Raw genomic sequence first — 16108 nt, 5'->3', positions numbered from 1 at the left:
ATGAATACCTCGATTGCCTCTGGCAAGGGGACAGAGGCCGGGATTGAATAATCGCTGCCTTATCTTATCAGACCACGGCTAAAACCCGTTCGTCCGGGAGGTGGGGGATGATATCAGTGCAGACTGGCGCGAGCCGCTTCCCAGCAGGGCTGCCACAAACCCCGTGGTTGCCAGTCCCGAGGCCATCACATACACCCACAAGGGACCCAGGCCATCCCAGATGTAACCACTGGCCAGGGCTCCCATGGCGCCTCCCAGACCAAAGCTGAGGGAGGAATACAGGGCCTGACCCCGACCCTGCTGACGCCCGACGAAGAACTGGTGGATCAGTGAGATGGCTGCCGCGTGGTACAGGCCATAGCTGGCCGCGTGCATGCATTGAATGACCACCAGCAGCGGCAGGCTGTCCACGAAACCCGCCAACAGCCCCCAGCGCACCGCGGTAATCAGCAGAGCCAGAGCGAGCAGACGCCAGGCGCCAAAACGCGGCAGCCAGCGATGCATCATCAGGAATACACCCACCTCCGCCAGCACCCCAAGTGCCCAGAGATAACCGGCCACCGTGCGGGTGTAGCCATGCTCCTCCAGATACAGGGTAAAGAACGCATAATAGGGGCCGTGACTGGCCTGCATCATGAAACAGGCCACCAAAAGCAGGATCACCGCCGGGATCTTCAGGGTGGTCCACAGGGTTTCCGGCTCGGGCCCGGAATGGTCTACCCCCCCATCTCGCACCCGCAGGGTGCTGAGCCACAGGGCGCCCAGCAGTGTCAGAACGATCCAGGGCAACCAGGACACACCCACAGTCTCGAATACCGCCCCCAGGCTGCCTACGGAGAGCACGAAGCCGATGGAACCCCAGAGCCGGATGCGGCTGTAGGCGTGGGTGCTCTTGCCCAGGTGATTCATGGTGGTGGCTTCGAACTGGGGCAGCGCGGCGTTCCAGAAGAAGCTGAACAGGGCCATGGTGACCGCCACCCACCAGTAGCCGGAGTGAAACAGCAAACCGGCAAAGCAGATCATGGCCATACCGGCAGCAATGCGCACCACCAGCGTGCGTTTGCCGGTGTGGTCCGCCAGCCAGCCCCAGACATTGGGGGCGATGATCTTGGTGGCCAGGATGATGGCCATGAGTTCGCCGATCTGCCCAGCGCCAAAGCCCTGCTCCTTCAGGTACAGGCCCCAGTAGGGCATGAAGGCGCCGATGCTGGCGAAATAGAAAAAATAGAAGCTGGAGAGTTTCCAGTACGAAGCAGGCATGGTGTTTCCGGAATCAAGGCGGTTGGGGCGAGGGCGGCGAACAGGGCGTCGTGCCCGCCGCTCCCCTCATCCCCGGCCCTTCTCCCCTGAGGGGAGAAGGGAGGTCGCTGTTGATCAGAGGGGGCAACTGGAACCCCTAACGCCCCCCCACCTGCCCCCGATGCCGCAGCGCATGATCCATCAGCACGATAGCCAGCATGGCCTCGGCGATGGGGGTGGCGCGGATGCCCACGCAGGGATCGTGGCGCCCGGTGGTGATCACCTCCACTGGCTCGCCATGCACATCCAGGGATCGTCCCGGCAAGCGGATGCTCGAGGTGGGCTTCAAGGCCATGCTCACGCGGATGTCCTGACCCGAGGAGATCCCGCCCAGCACACCGCCGGCATGGTTGGAGACAAATCCTTCCGAGGTCATCTCATCCCGGTGTTCGGTGCCTTTTTGCTCCACACAGGCAAAACCATCACCCACCTCCACCGCCTTGACCGCATTGATGCCCATCATGGCATGGGCAATGTCCGCGTCCAGACGGTCGAACACGGGCTCGCCCCAACCGGCTGGCAGCCCCGAGGCCTCCACGTTGATGCGGGCACCGATGGAATCCCCCTCCTTGCGAAGGGCATCCATATAGGCCTCCAGCTCCGGCACCTTGGCGGCATCGGGACAGAAGAAGGGGTTGGTGTCCACCACGGACCAGTCCACGGTCTCGATACGGATCGGCCCCAGCTGCGCCAGATAACCCCGCACCTGCACCCCGAAGTGCTCACGCAGATACTTCTTGGCAATGCCACCGGCGGCCACCCGCATGGCGGTCTCCCGGGCCGAACTGCGACCCCCGCCCCGGTAATCCCGCAGGCCATATTTCTTGAAGTAGGTGTAATCCGCATGACCGGGCCGGAAGCGCTCGGCGATCTCCGAATAGTCCTTGGAGCGCTGGTCTGCGTTCTCGATCAAAAGCCCAATCGGCGTCCCGGTGGTCACACCCTCAAAGATGCCGGAGAGGATCTTCACCTGATCCGGCTCCCTGCGCTGGGTGGTATGCCGGGAAGTCCCCGGACGACGCCGATCCAGGTCCCCCTGCAGATCGGCCTCGCTCAATGACAAACCGGGCGGACAGCCATCGACGACACAACCGATGGCAGGGCCGTGGCTCTCGCCAAAGCTGGTCACAGTAAACAGCTTGCCTATGGTGTTTCCGGACATGGATGCTCGGGCCCCGTGGGATGGACCCTCCCCCGCCAGGCGGGAGAGGGTTTGGGGTAAGGGCAGAGGGGCGGCGGGATCAGATCACGCGGGAGAAGCGCTGTTCCGTGGCCTCACGCAGATAACGGTCAAAGGTCATGCAGATGTTACGGATCAGCAGACGACCGGCGGGCTGCACGGTGATGGCGCTGCCGGAGATCTTGATCAGACCATCATCTTCCATGCCCTTGAGCTCCTTGAGTTCACGGGCGAAGTAATCCCTGAACTTGATGCCGTGCACCTTTTCCACGTCCTCGAAGGCCAGTTCGAAGTGGCAGATCAGACGGGTGATCACATCGCGGCGCAGCACATCGTCGGCGTCCAGCTCCACCCCGCGGAAGACGGCCAGCCTGCCCTCATCGATGCACTGGAAGTACTTTTCCAGGTCATGATGGTTCTGGCTGTAGCTGTTACCCACCACGCCCACACTGGTGGAACCCAGGCCCACCAGGTCACAGTTGGAGTGGGTGGAATACCCCTGGAAGTTACGGTAGAGGGTGTGGTCCCGCTGGGCCACCGCCAGTTCATCGTCAGGCTTGGCGAAGTGGTCCATACCGATGTACACGTAACCGGCCTCCGTGAGTTGCTGGATGGTCTGCTGCAGCATGGCCAGCTTCTCCCCGGGACTGGGCAGAGCTTCCTCATCGATGCGGCGCTGGGGCTTGAAGCGATCCGGCAGATGGGCATAGTTGAACACCGAGATCCGGGCCGGATCCACCTTGATGATCTTGTCGATGGTATCGCCGAAGGTCTTGCGATCCTGATGGGGCAGGCCGTAGATCAGGTCCACGCTGGTGGAACGGAAGCCCAGGCTTCTGGCCTCTTCCAGCACGCCCAGCACCAGCGACTCGCTCTGCACGCGGTTCACGGACTTTTGCACTCGCTCGTCAAAGTCCTGCACACCCAGACTGATGCGGTTGAAGCCCAGCTTGCGCAGCAGGCCCAGGGTGCTGTCGTCCACTTCCCGCGGGTCGATCTCGATGGAGTACTCGCCGGTGTCGTCATCCAGCAAACCAAAGTGCTCGGCCGTCTTGCCCATGAGTTCGGTCATCTCGTCGTGGGAGATGAAGGTGGGCGTGCCACCACCCCAGTGCAGCTGGGTCACCGGCCGGGACTTGTCGAACAGCGCCCCCTGCATGGCCATTTCCTTGTACAGACGATCCAGATAGGGCTTGGCCTTGGTGCGATCCTTGGTGACCACCTTGTTGCAGGCGCAGTAGAAGCACACCGTATCGCAGAAGGGGATGTGGAAGTACAGCGACAGCGGTCGCCCGCTGGCATTGGTTTCCTTGGCCATCTCCGCGTAGCGCTCCGCCCCGAAGCCTTCGTGGAACTGTACCGCCGTGGGATAGGACGTGTAGCGGGGACCCGCCGTGTTATAACGGTTGATCAGGTCCAGATCGAAATCGATGGTCTGCGACAAGCTCATGGCGGCTAGGTACCCGGGGATAGAGTGTTGATCATGTATTGTAACCGTTCATCATAAACATGCCGAACTCGATTGGCACGCCCAACCGGTCATTTGCGTGACTTGTGCCATGTGGGAGCCATGCGGGATCCACTGGTGCACCCCGCCGGACAGGCCTCACCTCAGAGCGACTGCACCTGCTCGGCAGTGAGCAGGAAGACCCCCTGCCCCCCGTGCTCGAACTCCAGCCAGGTGAACGGCACATCCGGCAGGCGGGCCTCCAGGGCCGGGGCGCTATTCCCCACCTCCACCACCAGGATGCCACCGGCATTCAGGTGCCGACCGGCGTCTTTCAGGATACGCAGCGTGGCTTCCAGGCCATCGGGACCGGACGAAAGTCCCAGTTCCGGTTCATGGCGAAATTCCGGGGTCAGCGCCGCCATGTCAGCAGCGTCCACATAGGGCGGATTACTCACGATGATGTCGTAACACCGCGACCCAAGCCCCGCCATCAGGTCCGACTCCAGGGCCTCCACGCGATCCTCGAGCCCATGCAGCCGGATATTCTCCCGGGCCACGGCCAGGGCATCCGGGGACACATCACTCAGATCCACCCGGGCATCCGGGAACACATGGGCGCAGGCGATGCCAATGCAGCCGCTGCCGGTGCACAGGTCCAGCACCCGCCCCACCCGGCCGGGGTCGACCCAGGGCGCAAACCCCTGACCGATCAGCTCTGCCAGGGGCGAACGCGGTACCAGCACCCGCTCGTCCACCTTGAATTCCATCCCCATGAAAAAGGCCCGGCCGGTGAGGTAGGCAGCCGGCTTGCGGGTCTCCACCCGCTGGTGCAACAGAGCTGCCACCTGGCGACGTTCCTCCCGGGTAAGGCGACAATCCAGCCAGGCACCCGAGAGGTCATGGGGGAGATGCAGGGCGTGGAAGACCAGCCAGGCGGCCTCGTCCAGGGCATTGTCGGTGCCATGACCGAAGGTGAGACCGGCGGCCGTGAACCGGCTCATGCCGAAGCGGATGTAATCACGCACCGTGACCAGGTCGTCGGTGTCAAAGGAGATGTCCATGAGATTCATGCGGGTGATGGAGGGCTGTGGGATAATACTCCCATGAGCGATCAAGAGGCCAACTGGCAGGACTGGCTCAAAGCCCTGCCCCTGTATCTGCTGCCCCACCACGCCCTCTCGCGGGGGGTGTACCGATTATCACGCTGGGAGACCCGCCTGAAGGACCCGGTGGCACGCTGGTTCATTCGTCAATACGGGCTCAACATGGCCGAGGCCCTGGATCCGGAGCCCGCCCACTACGCCAGTTTCAATGCCCTGTTCACCCGGGCCCTGCATCCTGACGCCCGCCCCCTGGACACGCATCCGGATGCCCTGCTCAGCCCTGCGGATAGCCGTGTCAGCCAGTTTGGCCGCCTGCGCGACGGGCGCATGATCCAGGCCAAGGGACATGACTATTCGGCTCAGGAACTCCTGGGAGGCTGCCCGGAGCGAGCGGCGCCGTTCATGAATGGGAATTTCATCACCCAGTACCTGTCCCCCAGCGACTATCACCGGGTACACATGCCCTGGGATGGCGTGCTTCGGGAAACCGTCTACGTGCCCGGCCGGCTGTTCTCGGTGGCCCCCTTCACCACCCGCACCATTCCGCGGCTGTTCGCCCGCAACGAGCGCCTGGTCTGCCTCTTCGACACCGACATGGGCCCCTTGGCCATGGTGCTGGTGGGGGCCATCAATGTGGCCTCCATCGAGACTGTCTGGTCCGGTGAGGTCACGCCCCGCCTACCACGGAAGCTGGAAGTGAAGGACCACCGATCCGAAACGGTGAGTCTGTCCCGGGGCGATGAGATGGGCCGTTTCAACCTGGGCTCAACTGTCATCCTGCTGCTGCCGGAGGGCGCCGTCGAGTGGTCTGATGAACTGACCGGTGGACGCAAGCTGAAGATGGGTGAGGCCCTGGGCTGGATGAAGCCAGTGGGCATGCAGTCGAATCCCTAGGCCCGCTCCCAGTCGAAGGCGAGCACATCGCGGAGAGTCTCCACGCCAAACAGACACATCGCCAGACGATCCACCCCCAGGGCCACACCGGCACAGTCCGGCAAACCGGCCTCCAGGGCCTCGATCAGCCGCTCATCCAGCGGCACCGGTGACAGGCCCTGCTGCGCCCGACGATCCCGATCCGCCTGGAAACGGCGACGCTGCTCCGCCGCATCCCCCAGTTCGTGAAAGCCGTTGGCCAGCTCCATGGCCCCCCAATACACCTCAAAACGCTCGGCCAAGGGGGGCTCTCCGGGGCGCACCCGCGCCAGGGCCGCCTGACTGGCCGGATAGTCGTGAACAAGGGTCAGGGTGTTCGCCGGAAAGGCCTCACAGACCACCATGGACATCAGCAGATCCAGCCAGCCATCCCGATCCAGGCTGCCCTGCACATCCAGCCCCAGGGACCGGGCGCGGCGGGATAATTCCATCTCCCCCGCCTGGAACGGATCCACGCCAGCGTGGCGGAGCATGGCCTCGCGGTAGGTCAGCACCTGCGCGGGGGCCGCGAGCCGGTCGCCGGCCACCTGGCGGATCAGGGCTTCCACCTCGGCCATCAGCGCATGATGGTCAAAGCCTACCCGGTACCACTCCAGCAGGGTGAATTCCGGGTTGTGACGGCGCCCTGCCTCCTCCCCCCGGAACACACGGGCGATCTGGTAGATATCCCCGCTTCCCGCCGCCAGCAGCCGTTTCATGGGAAATTCGGGAGAGCTATGGAGCCAGCGCCGGCCGCCCCCCATAGGTACCGAGAGGCTCTGGATGGCAGGGTCGGTGGCGCCGGCGGTGGACAGGTACGGGGTTTCCACCTCCAGCACCCCACGGCAGGCGAAGAAGGCGCGGATGTCTGCCAGCAGACGTGCCCGTTGGCGTAACCGCTCCAGCGCGGCAGCCGGCGCCCAGGTCATGCCCGCGACACGTACTCGCCGCTACGGGTATCCACGCGGATCACATCGCCCTCGTTGACGAACAAAGGCACCTTGACCACCGCGCCGGTCTCCAGGGTGGCCGGCTTGGTGCCGCCGGTGGCGGTATCGCCGCGGATGCCCGGGTCGCACTGGGTAATGGTGAGTTCCACGAAGTTGGGCGGTGCCACCGACAACGGGGAATTGTTCCACAGGGTCACCACACAGGTGTCCTGTTCCTTGAGCCACTTCATGGCATCCGCCACGGCGGTCTCCCCAGCAGCGTACTGCTCGAAGTTATCGGGCACCATGAAATGCCAGAACTCGCCATCGTTATAGAGGTACTGCATCTCCGTGTCCATGACGTCGGCGGCTTCCACCGACTCGCCGGACTTGAAGGTCTTGTCCAGTACCCGGCCGGTCTTGAGATTGCGGATCTTTACGCGGCTGAAGGCCTGCCCCTTGCCAGGCTTGACGAACTCGTTCTCCACGATGGTACAGGGGTCGCCGTCCATCAGGATCTTGAGCCCGCTCTTGAATTCATTGGTGCTGTAGGTTGCCATACTCGAAGCTCTCCGGGTCGAGCCCCTCGGGCTCGCATTGGGGTAAGGGAAAACCGTGGATGCCGGACGCATCCGGGGCGAAACTGGCACCGGGCCCGGGAAACGCGGCAAAATGGCCGACTGTCCCGTGTCCGCCCCCTGGGTAAAGCCGCCAATGATAACGCGATTGACTGCCGACCGTCAGGCTTGCGCCTGGCAGACGGCACTGGCCCAAGCCATCACCGATCCCGAGGTTTTGATCCGACGCCTGGACCTGGATGCAGGATTGCTGCCCACGGCCCGGATGACGGCGCAGCAGTTTCGCCTGAAGGTGCCGGAGAGCTACGTGGCCCGCATGCAGTCGGGCAACCCGAACGACCCCCTGCTGCGCCAGGTATTGCCCATGGGAAACGAGCTTCAGCAAGCGCCCGGGTTCGTGAAAGACCCGGTGGGGGACCTTGATGCCATGGCCGCCCCGGGCGTCATCCAGAAATACGCGGGCCGGGCCTTGCTGATCGCCACCGGGGCCTGCGCCATTCACTGCCGTTACTGCTTTCGCCGCCATTACCCCTATGGGCAGGCCTCGGCCGGGCGCAACCACTGGCCACACACACTGGCCTGGCTGCGCGCGCGGCCGGACATCCATGAGGTCATTCTCAGCGGCGGCGACCCGCTGATGCTGACCGACGGGGAACTGGCGGCCATGGCAAGGGATCTTGCCCGAATCAACCACCTGCGCACCCTGCGGCTGCACACCCGGCTACCGGTGATCCTTCCCGAACGCATTGGCGCGGATCTCATTCAATGGATTGCTGATACCCGTCTGCGAGTGGTGATGGTGATCCACGCCAACCACGCCCAGGAACTCGACCCGTCCACCCGTAACGCCTTCGCGGCCCTGGCTCAGGCCGGTGTGCGAATTTTCAATCAGGCCGTTCTCTTGCGTGGCGTCAATGACAACGTCGCTGCCCTGCGTGATCTTGGCGAGGCCCTGTTCGACTCGGGCGTGCAGCCTTATTACCTGCACCTGCTGGACCCGGTGTGCGGGGCCACGCATTTCGCGGTGGAAGATGTCGTTGCCGTTGAACTCATGCAGGCATTGGCGGCCGATCAGCCCGGCTATCTGCTGCCCCGGCTGGTCCGGGAAATCCCTGGGGCCGCCGGCAAGTCCCCGGTGATCTGATCCCACTCATATCCCCCCATACGAACCCTACCCCACACACTTATTTGTAAATATTCTCGACGTGCGCTATAAAATAAGTGAACTACGTCACACTTTTTAATGTCTCTGTATGCACTCAAGAGACACGCTGGAGCACGCCGCCATGCTGGTCGGGACCCCATCAATGCACCTGGACACCGAGCCATTCCCCACGCAGCCACGCAAGGTCAAGCGCTGGCTCAAGAGCCTGCCCCTGGCCAACATCGGCGAAACCACCCGACTGTTTTACCAGGGCCTGACGGCATTCAACCGGTCGCAGGTCTCCCCCTACGACCGCCTGGAAATCCTCGAACTGCTGCGCCCGACCCGTAAACTGATCGGTGATCAGCTGGCCCGACACTTCATCAGTCGCGCCCTGCCGCTACCCGCCCGCAGCCAGCGCATTGCGAACATCAACACCGACCTTCTTCACGAGGTCGCCACCGGCTACCTCAAGGTGGTACAGGCGGGCAGTTCCGGCACGAATGCTCTGGCCCCGCGCCACCTGGCCCTGGCCATTCATCGGGCCATGCGCGCCCTGGCGGAAAGCCACTTTCACGCCGGGCGTCTGTACCAACCCACGCCCGAGGGGTTGTGGGAACAGGCCCACTGGCTCTACCACCTGGCTGAACAAAAACAACTCGCCACACAGGAGATCAAGGACCTCCACCTGAACGTTCAGCGGCGTTGCACGGTGGCGCAAACCTACAAACAGATGAGCCTCTACAGCCTGGCGGAACCGCTCACCCTGCATCAGGGGGATGCCGACGCGGTGGCCCGCTATCTGGAGAAAGCCGCTGATGCCTGTGCCATCACCACATCCCCGGTGGCGGACAATGCCGGCTACCTCTACGTGGTGGCCCCAGGCGCTGATGAGCCACCGACCCATATTCATCAGTCCGAGGCCAGCCGGCATGAAACCGTGCGTTACCTCAACCTGCTCCCGTTGATCCGTCAGATACGGGAAGGGATGCGCAGCAACAGTCAGGATACCCTCGGCCCGCTCCACACAGACACCGCATCCCGCGTCCTTCAGGCGTGGACCAACAGCGCCCGACGTCGCTTCAGCCGAATGTCACGCGATGGCCACATTGACGTCCTGCTGGGCATCAATGCCATCCACTCTGTGATCCACGAGGCCGTGAACCCTGAACTCCGTCCACTCGGGCAGGAGCAAGAGCGGGACATGGCCTTTGAGGAACTGTCCCTGGAAAGAATGTCTGACGACCAGGGCGAGGGCATTACCGTGCGCTACCTGGCAGACCTGCCCCAGGATGTGAGTTCCAGCGTCTGGGACGCCATTGCCAAGGGCAATCTGGTGACTGACCGCACCACGGCAGACCATTCAGCGCCGCCGCCCACCCAGGAGAACACCCCCACACCCAGTCCCTGGGAGATCCTCGACGCCAGCGCCGGTGGCTTCCGGCTGGGCTGGCGGGGCAACATAAGCGTGCGCGTGCAGGTGGGTGAGCTCATCGCCCTGCGGGACTCCGCCTCGGGACGCGGACAGTGGCGCCCGGGCATGGTCCGCTGGATACGCAATCACAGCGATTCCAGCCTGGAAGTGGGCGTCAAGATGCTGGCCCCCAAGGCCATACCAGTGGAGATCAGCCCGGTACGGCATGGTCGCCCCCTGGGGCGCCCTGTCCCGGGCCTGCTGCTGCCGCGGGTCAAGGTACTGGAACAGCGTGCCACCCTGATCTGCCGGGCTGGCCTGTTCGAGACGAACGAACGGGCGGCCGTCACCCTGGCAGGCCGCACCCGTGAGATCATCCTCTCTGCCATCGAAACCCAGTCCAGTCTGTTCACTCAATTCCAATTCCACCCGGCACCGTCCAGAGGGGACGCCGACCACGAAACGACAGACCGGGAAGAGGCACTCTGGCCAGACATCCTCTAGCGTATCCAGCCCGCTCGTTGGTGACCGCTCCGGCATTGTCTGTATAATCGCCGGACAGCATGGGGGATCGGCGTAACCGTCGATCATGTTTCCCGCCCGAGCAGGCCCGGATCGCATGGAAAATATCATCCGCCTTCTGATCATCGATGATGATCTCAACGACGCCGAGATGATGGTCAGCACCCTCAAGTCCGCCGGATTTGCGGTCAGACCGGAACGCGCGGAAGACGAGGAAGAACTCCACGAAAAACTCCGCAGCCACACCCCGGACGTGATCATCTGCACCCTGAACCACCCCAGCCTGACCCTGGAGAAGGTGGTGGAGGCCAACAAGAGCATGGGTCGCCATGCCCCCATCGTGGCCGTGGCCACGTCCCCGGATGTGGACGTGGTGGACTGCATGGAAATGGGCGCCCACGATATGGTGCAGAAAAACCGCCTGGACCACCTGCGTTACGTGGTCACACGAGCCGCCGAGTTCCAGCGGCAATGGCGCCGCCTGAAGACCTACGAATCTGGTCTCAGGGACACGGAAAGACGCTGCAAGACCCTCCTGGACAGCTCCCGTGACGCCATTGCCTACGTCCATGAGGGCATGCACACCTACGCCAACACCTCTTACCTGGAGTTGTTCGGCTACTCTCACCTGGACGACATCGAGGGTATTCCCCTCATGGACATGGTCTCTCGGGAAAACCAGCAGGCACTCAAGGACTTCCTGCGCGCCTATGAGCGCAACCGGGGGCAGGACCAGGATACCTCCGACCCCAAGCCCCTGGATCTGCAGATCCGCACCGCAGGCGGTGAATCCCTGGCTGTGCAGATGGAATTCAGCCCCGCCACCATCGAGGGCGAGCCCTGCACCCAGATCCTCATCCGTAACCGCACCAGCAACACCCGGGAGCTGGAAAAGCAGCTCAACTACCTGGCCCAGCGAGACCTCATTACCGGCCTGTACAATCGCCAGTATTTCATGGAGCGCTTGCAGGATGCCTTTAGCAAGGCCACCCAGGGCAACGGCAACGCCTCACTGATCGAACTTCGTATCGACCGCTTTTCCAGCATCCGCGATACGGTGGGGGTGGCCGGCGGTGATCTGGTGCTGGGAGATATCGGCAAGCTGCTGGAGGAAGTCTGTGCGGAGGATGATATCGTTGCGCGCTTCGACGGCGAGGCCTTCGCCATTCTTACCCGGCAATGGGAAAGCGAGACGCTGGAGCGCTTCACCCATGGCATCCTGGAAACCATCGCCAATCACATCTGCGATGTGGAGGGCCGCTCCCTGACCTGCACCGCCTCCATGGGTGTGGCCCAGATAGATGAAAATGCCCCCGATATGAATGAGTTGCTCTCCCGTGCCCAAAAGGCCTGTCAGCAGGCCGCCCGGGAAGGTAACGGCCACCACGTGGTCATCTATCGCCCCAAGGAACGGGAGATGACCCAAAAGCAACTGGACGAGACCTGGACCGCCCGCATCAGCGAGGCGATCCGGGACAACCGCCTCCATCTTCTGTATCAGCCCGTGGTGAGTCTGCACGGCGAGAGCGGCGAGCGTTACGAGGTGTTCATGCGGCTGCTGGATGAGAATGGTGAAGCCATCAGCCCTGCCCATTTCATGCCCAGCGCCGAGCGCACTGACATGGCCAAGGCCCTGGACCGCTGGGTGATCAACCATGCAGTACAGCGCTTGGCGGCACAACGCAAGGACGGCCACGAGACCCTCTTTTTCATCAAGATCACCGCCGGCTCACTTCACGATCCGGGCATGCTGCCCTGGATCATGGAGCGCCTCAAGGAATACCGCATTCCCGCAGAATGCGTGGTGTTTGAGCTCAAGGAGAATACGGTGGTGGCCTATCTGAAACAGGCCAAGGAATTTGCCAAAGCGCTCAAGAGTGTCCACTGCCAACTGGCTCTGGAAGACTTCGGCAACGGCCTGAATCCCTTCCAGGTGCTTAACCACTTCCCGGCGGACTACCTCAAGGTGGATGCCTCATTCACCAGGAATCTGCACAGCAGCGAAGAAAACCAGAAGGCCATGCGCCAGATCACGGACACGGCCCACTCACAGAACCGCCTGATCCTCGCCCAGCAGGTGGAAGACGCCAACAGCCTGTCCATCCTGTGGGGGTTGGGGATCAATTACATCCAGGGCAACTTCCTGCAGCCGCCCTCTGAAAACCTGGAATACGACTTCTCGACCATGGGTTAAAGCCCCCTCCCCGCTAAGGAGAGGGGGTTGGAGTGAGGGGCGAACGCGCCGATCTCAGCGCCCGGACTTCAGCGCCATGATCCGCTCTTCCAGGGGCGGATGCGTCATGAACAGGCGTTTGAGGCCCTGGGTCACACCACCGCCCCGAATACCGAACGCCTGCATCTGATCCGGCATCTGCGACGGCTGACCCTGGGCGGCACGCAGACGTTCCAGGGCCGAGATCATCTTGTCCCGACTGGAAAGACTGGCACCACCGGTGTCGGCGCGGAACTCCCGTTGGCGGGAGAACCACATCACGATGATGGAGGCCAGGATGGCCAGGACGATCTCCGCAACGATGGTGGCAATCCAGAAGGCAGGCCCGTGGCCCTCTTCGTTCTTGAACACCACCCGATCCACGAAATGTCCGATCACCCGAGCCAGGAAGATCACGAAGGTGTTCACCACCCCCTGGATCAGGGCCAGCGTCACCATGTCACCATTGGCCACGTGACTCACTTCGTGACCCAAAACGGCTTCCACCTCATCCTGTCCCATGTTCTGCATCAGGCCTGTGCTCACCGCAACGAGCGCGTTATTCTTGCTCATGCCGGTGGCAAAGGCGTTGGGGTCGGGGGAGTCGAAAACACCCACCTCGGGCATGCCGATCCCGGCCTGCTTGGCCTGACGACGCACGGTATCCACCAGCCACTGTTCGGTAGGGTTGCCGGGCTGTTCAATCACCTTGACACCCATGGTCTTCTTGGCCATCCATTTGGAGATGGCCAGGGAGATGAACGAGCCACCGAAACCAAACACCAGCGCGAAGATCAGCAGGGCATTCAGATTCAGGCCAGTGCCTGACTCATCCAGGATCTGTTCCACGCCCAGAATCCGCAGGGTGATACTGAGCACCACGATAATGGCCAGGTTAGTGGCCAGGAAAAGGGCGATACGCTTCATGTTCTCTCCGTCAATGAGAAGATTGCCGATTCTAACCGGCTTATTAGATGGGGTTTCCAGTTAAAAATTCAAGCGCGCCCCACAAGCAGGAAAAGAGGAAAAGGGGACAGCCCCCTTTTTCTCAGCTACCAGGCGGGAAAAGGGTCAAAGAGGAAAGAGAAAAAGGGGTCTGTCCCCTTTTCCTCAATTAGGCCTGAGGATGTCCACTTTCTGGAAGCCTCGGGGCAGCTTGGTGCCGCGTCGGCCGCGTTCTCCCAGGTATTCCCGCCATTCATCCGGCTTGAGGGTCTTGAACTTCTTGCCGGCCACCACGGTGAGGCTGTCACCGGCGTCCAATAGGGTCAGGTCTGCCAGGAACTCCTCACCGGCCTTGAGGCGGGCAGCGGGGACGTTGATGATCTTGTTGCCCTTGCCCCGGGGCATGCAGGGCAGCTCCGAGAGGGGGAGAAGCAACAGATAACCGTCGGTGGTGGCCGCCGCCAGATACTGGTGCTGAGGGTCGCGCACCCGCATGGGGTGACGCACGCTGGCCCCCTGGGGCACGGTGATCACCGCCTTGCCAGCGCGATTACGGGAGATCATATCCTCCAGGCGGCAGATGAAGCCGTAGCCGTGATCGGTGGACATCAGATACAGGTCCTCTCCTGCCCCCATCATCACCCCCACGAAGCGCGCCCCATCGGGTGGCGACAGCCGCCCCGAGATCGGCTCACCCTGCCCTCGAGCTGATGGCAGGGTATGCGCGGCCAGGGCGTAGGTGCGCCCCGTGGAATCCAGGAATACGGCCTGCTGGTTGCTTCGCCCCTGTGTATCGGATTGATAGGCATCGCCAGACTTGTAATTCAGCCCCTGGGCATCCACCTCATGCCCCTTGGCGGCGCGCACCCATCCCATCTTCGATAGCACCACCGTGAGGGGTTCGGCGGGGACCAGAGCAGACTCATCCAGGGCCTGGGCCGCAGCACGCTGAACGATGGGCGAGCGGCGATCATCGCCGAATTTCTCTGCATCCGCTTCGATCTCGTCACGCACCAGACCACGCAGCCTGGCATCGGCACCCAGTACCGACTGCAGATGATCCCGCTCCTGCTCCAGCTCATCCTGCTCGCCGCGGATCTTCATCTCCTCCAGGCGGGCCAGGTGGCGCAGCTTGAGTTCCAGGATGGCCTCAGCCTGGATGTCCGTGAGACCAAAGCGCTCCATGAGCACAGGCTTGGGCGCGTCATGCTCACGGATGATACGGATCACCTCATCGATATTCAGGTAGGCGATCAGCAGGCCTTCCAGGACGTGCAGACGCTTGAGCACCTTGTCCAGACGCCACTGCAGGCGACGGCGCACCGTCTCGGCCCTGAATTCCAGCCACTCGGCCAGCAGCACCGGCAGACTTTTCACCTGGGGCCGGCCATCCAGACCAATCAGGTTCAGATTGACCCGGTAACTGCGCTCCAGGTCGGTGGTGGCGAACAGGTGGGCCATCAGGCCCTCCAGATCCACACGGTTGGAGCGGGGTGTGATCACCAGACGGGTGGGATGCTCATGGTCCGACTCGTCCCGCAGGTCTTCCACCATGGGCAGTTTCTTGGCATTCATCTGCCCTGCGATCTGCTCAAGCACCTTGGCCCCGGACACCTGGAATGGCAGTGCCGTGACGATGATGTCACCATTCTCCCGCTCAAAGCGGGCACGCATGCGCAGGCTGCCATGACCGGTGCGATACAGGGCCATGAGTTCCTGGCGTGGTGTAATGATCTCTGCCTCGGTGGGGAAATCCGGACCCTGAATGTGCTCGCAGATCTGCTCCAGCCCGGCATCCGGGTTTTCCAGCAGGCAGATGCAGGCACGCGCCACCTCACGAAGATTGTGGGGTGGGATGTCGGTGGCCATCCCCACGGCAATTCCCGAGCCGCCATTCAACAGGACGTTGGGCAATCGGGCCGGCAGCACCTTGGGTTCTTCCATGGTGCCATCGAAGTTGGGTACCCAATCCGCCGTGCCCTGCCCCAGCTCCGAGAGGAGCAACTGGGCGTAGGGGGACAGGCGCGCCTCAGTGTAGCGCATGGCGGCAAAGGACTTGGGATCATCCGGGGAGCCCCAGTTGCCCTGCCCGTCCACAAACGGATAACGGGATGAGAAAGGCTGCGCCAGCAGCACCATGGCCTCATAACAGGCGGAATCCCCATGGGGATGGTACTTGCCGAGCACATCGCCCACGGTACGGGCGGACTTCTTGTGTTTGGACAGAGCCGACAGGCCCAGCTCACTCATGGCATAGATCAGCCGCCGCTGCACGGGCTTGAGGCCATCGCCCACGTGGGGCAGTGCACGATCCAGGATGACGTACATGGAATAGTCCAGGTACGCCTTTTCCGTAAAGGTGCGCAGCGGCTGCTGTTCAACGCCGTCCAGGTTCAGTTCGAGATGGCTCATGGATCAGC

General features: G+C 62.6%; 12 protein-coding genes. 4 read left to right on the top strand and 8 right to left on the bottom strand.

Annotation, left to right across the window (positions count from 1 at the left end):
* Positions 1-78: 78 nt before the first annotated feature.
* The 4 genes from LPW29_RS06720 to prmB form a co-directional block, all read right to left on the bottom strand.
* Positions 79-1260, bottom strand: a complete 1182-nt coding sequence (locus tag LPW29_RS06720) for an MFS transporter (protein WP_090254114.1) — start codon at positions 1258-1260, stop codon at positions 79-81.
* Positions 1261-1396: 136 nt separating this feature from the next.
* Positions 1397-2461, bottom strand: coding sequence for a chorismate synthase (aroC, locus tag LPW29_RS06715; RefSeq protein ID WP_238627380.1), 1065 nt, complete (start codon positions 2459-2461; stop codon positions 1397-1399).
* Positions 2462-2540: 79 nt separating this feature from the next.
* A complete protein-coding gene (hemN, locus tag LPW29_RS06710; RefSeq protein ID WP_238627379.1) occupies positions 2541-3929 on the bottom strand; it encodes an oxygen-independent coproporphyrinogen III oxidase in 1389 nt (462 codons plus the stop codon).
* A gap of 161 nt (positions 3930-4090) precedes the next feature.
* The gene (gene prmB / locus LPW29_RS06705) at positions 4091-4990 is read right to left on the bottom strand and encodes a 50S ribosomal protein L3 N(5)-glutamine methyltransferase (protein ID WP_238627378.1); all 900 of its coding nucleotides are present in this window, start codon (positions 4988-4990) and stop codon (positions 4091-4093) included.
* A gap of 42 nt (positions 4991-5032) precedes the next feature.
* Between prmB and asd the strand changes: the two genes are divergently transcribed.
* Complete coding sequence (gene asd / locus LPW29_RS06700) at positions 5033-5926, top strand: archaetidylserine decarboxylase (protein WP_238627377.1); 894 nt, start codon at positions 5033-5035, stop codon at positions 5924-5926.
* Here asd and epmA read toward each other — a convergent pair.
* Both epmA and efp read right to left on the bottom strand, forming a co-directional pair.
* Positions 5923-6873 carry an EF-P lysine aminoacylase EpmA gene (epmA, locus tag LPW29_RS06695; RefSeq protein ID WP_090254106.1) on the bottom strand — a complete coding sequence of 317 codons (951 nt, stop codon included), beginning with the start codon at positions 6871-6873 and terminating at the stop codon, positions 5923-5925. The two genes, asd and epmA, sit on opposite strands and share 4 nt — an antisense overlap.
* On the bottom strand, positions 6870-7433 hold the full coding sequence (gene efp, locus LPW29_RS06690; protein ID WP_025281169.1) for an elongation factor P: 564 nt from the start codon (positions 7431-7433) through the stop codon (positions 6870-6872). Before efp ends, epmA begins: the two co-directional genes overlap by 4 nt.
* A 154-nt stretch (positions 7434-7587) precedes the next feature.
* Here efp and epmB point away from each other — a divergent pair, with 154 nt between their 5' ends.
* The 3 genes from epmB (at position 7588) to LPW29_RS06675 (ending at position 12725) form a co-directional block, all read left to right on the top strand.
* Positions 7588-8595, top strand: a complete 1008-nt coding sequence (gene epmB, locus LPW29_RS06685; protein WP_238627376.1) for an EF-P beta-lysylation protein EpmB — start codon at positions 7588-7590, stop codon at positions 8593-8595.
* A 142-nt stretch (positions 8596-8737) separates the two neighbouring features.
* The gene (locus LPW29_RS06680; RefSeq protein ID WP_238627375.1) at positions 8738-10513 is read left to right on the top strand and encodes a hypothetical protein; all 1776 of its coding nucleotides are present in this window, start codon (positions 8738-8740) and stop codon (positions 10511-10513) included.
* 115 nt (positions 10514-10628) lie between these two features.
* Positions 10629-12725, top strand: a complete 2097-nt coding sequence (locus LPW29_RS06675) for an EAL domain-containing response regulator (RefSeq protein ID WP_238627374.1) — start codon at positions 10629-10631, stop codon at positions 12723-12725.
* Between the two features lie 54 nt (positions 12726-12779).
* Here LPW29_RS06675 and htpX read toward each other — a convergent pair whose 3' ends face one another.
* Together htpX and parC are read right to left on the bottom strand one after the other, a co-directional pair.
* Positions 12780-13670: a protease HtpX gene (gene htpX / locus LPW29_RS06670; protein ID WP_090254100.1), complete on the bottom strand. Its 891-nt coding sequence runs from the start codon at positions 13668-13670 to the stop codon at positions 12780-12782.
* 183 nt (positions 13671-13853) lie between these two features.
* On the bottom strand, positions 13854-16100 hold the full coding sequence (gene parC / locus LPW29_RS06665) for a DNA topoisomerase IV subunit A (RefSeq protein ID WP_238627373.1): 2247 nt from the start codon (positions 16098-16100) through the stop codon (positions 13854-13856).
* Positions 16101-16108 lie beyond the last annotated feature (8 nt).

This window comes from Ectothiorhodospira sp. 9100 (genome assembly GCF_022227565.1).
GTDB lineage: Bacteria > Pseudomonadota > Gammaproteobacteria > Ectothiorhodospirales > Ectothiorhodospiraceae > Ectothiorhodospira > Ectothiorhodospira marina.
The sequence above is the reverse complement of the archived record's forward strand: the minus strand, read 5'-3'. Positions and strand labels throughout refer to the sequence as shown.